The organism is Frigoribacterium sp. CFBP 13605, assembly GCF_014839405.1.
Taxonomy (GTDB): Bacteria; Actinomycetota; Actinomycetes; order Actinomycetales; family Microbacteriaceae; genus Frigoribacterium.
Genome location: NZ_JACYNS010000202.1, coordinates 1 through 1,446 on the forward strand (window position 1 = coordinate 1; position 1,446 = coordinate 1,446).

General features: G+C 72.1%; 1 protein-coding gene, 1 tRNA gene and 1 pseudogene. All 3 read left to right on the forward strand.

Features of this window, described 5'->3' with window-relative positions:
* The first annotated feature begins 144 nt into the window (after window positions 1–144).
* The gene (locus IFT36_RS16000) at window positions 145–807 is read left to right on the forward strand and encodes a TetR/AcrR family transcriptional regulator (RefSeq protein ID WP_055971509.1); all 663 of its coding nucleotides are present in this window, start codon (window positions 145–147) and stop codon (window positions 805–807) included.
* A 57-nt stretch (window positions 808–864) separates the two neighbouring features.
* Window positions 865–940: transfer RNA gene (locus IFT36_RS16005), tRNA-Thr, on the forward strand.
* A gap of 196 nt (window positions 941–1,136) precedes the next feature.
* Window positions 1,137–1,446 (forward strand): annotated as a pseudogene (locus IFT36_RS16010) (hypothetical protein); the annotation flags it as partial.

Here is a 1,446-nt window from a genome sequence, read left to right on the forward strand (position 1 = left end):
GGTGGTCGTCAGCCGTCACGCCACCCGCTGACCCGCGCCGGCGACACCGGCGCCGGCGGCACCGGCCCGGCGGCACCGGCGCGAGCGCCGGATCGGCGGGGGGCGTCCACCCCTTTCCCCGGCGGCATGAGCGATGATGGCCTGATGAGCGACCCGAACGCCGCCCCCGGTCTGCGCGAGCGCAAACGTCTGGCCACCCGACGAGCGATCCAGGTCGCCGTCCTCGACCTCATCGTCGAACACGGGCTCGACGCGGTGACGGTCGACATGGTCAGCCGCCGGGCCGACGTCTCGCCGCGCACCTTCTTCAACTACTTCCCCTCCAAGGAAGAAGCCGTCGTCGGTGATCCGCCCGCGCTGCCGGACGGTCGAGACCTCGAGCGGTTCGTGGCCCAACGCGACGAGCCCGTGCTGTCGAGCCTGATCCAGCTGCTGACGCACGCCGTCGAGTCGGCCACGGTGGATCGCGAACTGGTCGTCCTGCGCCGACGGGTGCTGCGGGCCCACCCCGACCTGCTGGCCCGTCGCATCGCGTCGACGCGCGTCTTCGAGGAGCGACTGACGACCGTCGTCGCGCAACGAATGGCGGCCGACGAGGGGGTGGCGGACGACGCCGTCGACGCCTCGTTGCTCAGCCGCGCGCACCTGGTGTCGCTCGTCAGCATCGCCACCCTCCGCCATGCCTGGGCCGAGTGGATCGACGACGACGACGTGGACCACCTCAGCGACATGCGGTACAGCCTGCGCGCCCGCATGGAGGCCAGCTTCGTCGAGCTCGGTCGCCTCGTGACGCGTGAGGTCCGCTGATCCTGTACAGTATCTAATCGTGCCGCGAGGCACGGGCAACCGGCCGAGGCCGGCCCCGCCGCTTTAGCTCAGTCGGTAGAGCGTCTCACTCGTAATGAGAAGGTCATCAGTTCGATTCTGATAAGCGGCTCCACCACAGCCCCGGGTCACCACGACCCGGGGCTGTTCTCGTCCGAGGGCGTGCCTCTCGAGGCCCCGGTCCCGGTCCCTCCGCCCCCAATAGTGGTGAGGGCGTCGTCGACTTGTACCCCGAACGGCCCCCGGGCGTCGTTCCGTCGCCCTACGGTCGATCTGCGACGACCACCTGATGCCGGAAGGAGATGGCCCGCATGCCTCTCCGAGTGATCTGCACCGCGCTGCTCGCCGCCGTCCTGGCGGGCATCCTCCTCGTCGTCTGGGCCGGAGGCGACTCCTCGGCCCTCGCGACGGCCGGCGTGGCCGACGGACCGACGACGGTGGTCCTCGCGAGCGGCGACCCCGCATCCGAGGCGGGCCCCACGACCGAGGACGCAGGAGGCGCGGGGTGCGTCGACGACGCCACCGGCGCCTCCGTCCCCTCGCCCGCGCAGCCCGGCGCCGATGCCGGGAGCGGCGCGACGGGTGCCCCCGACGCGGCGAGCGGCGCCACGGGCACGACCG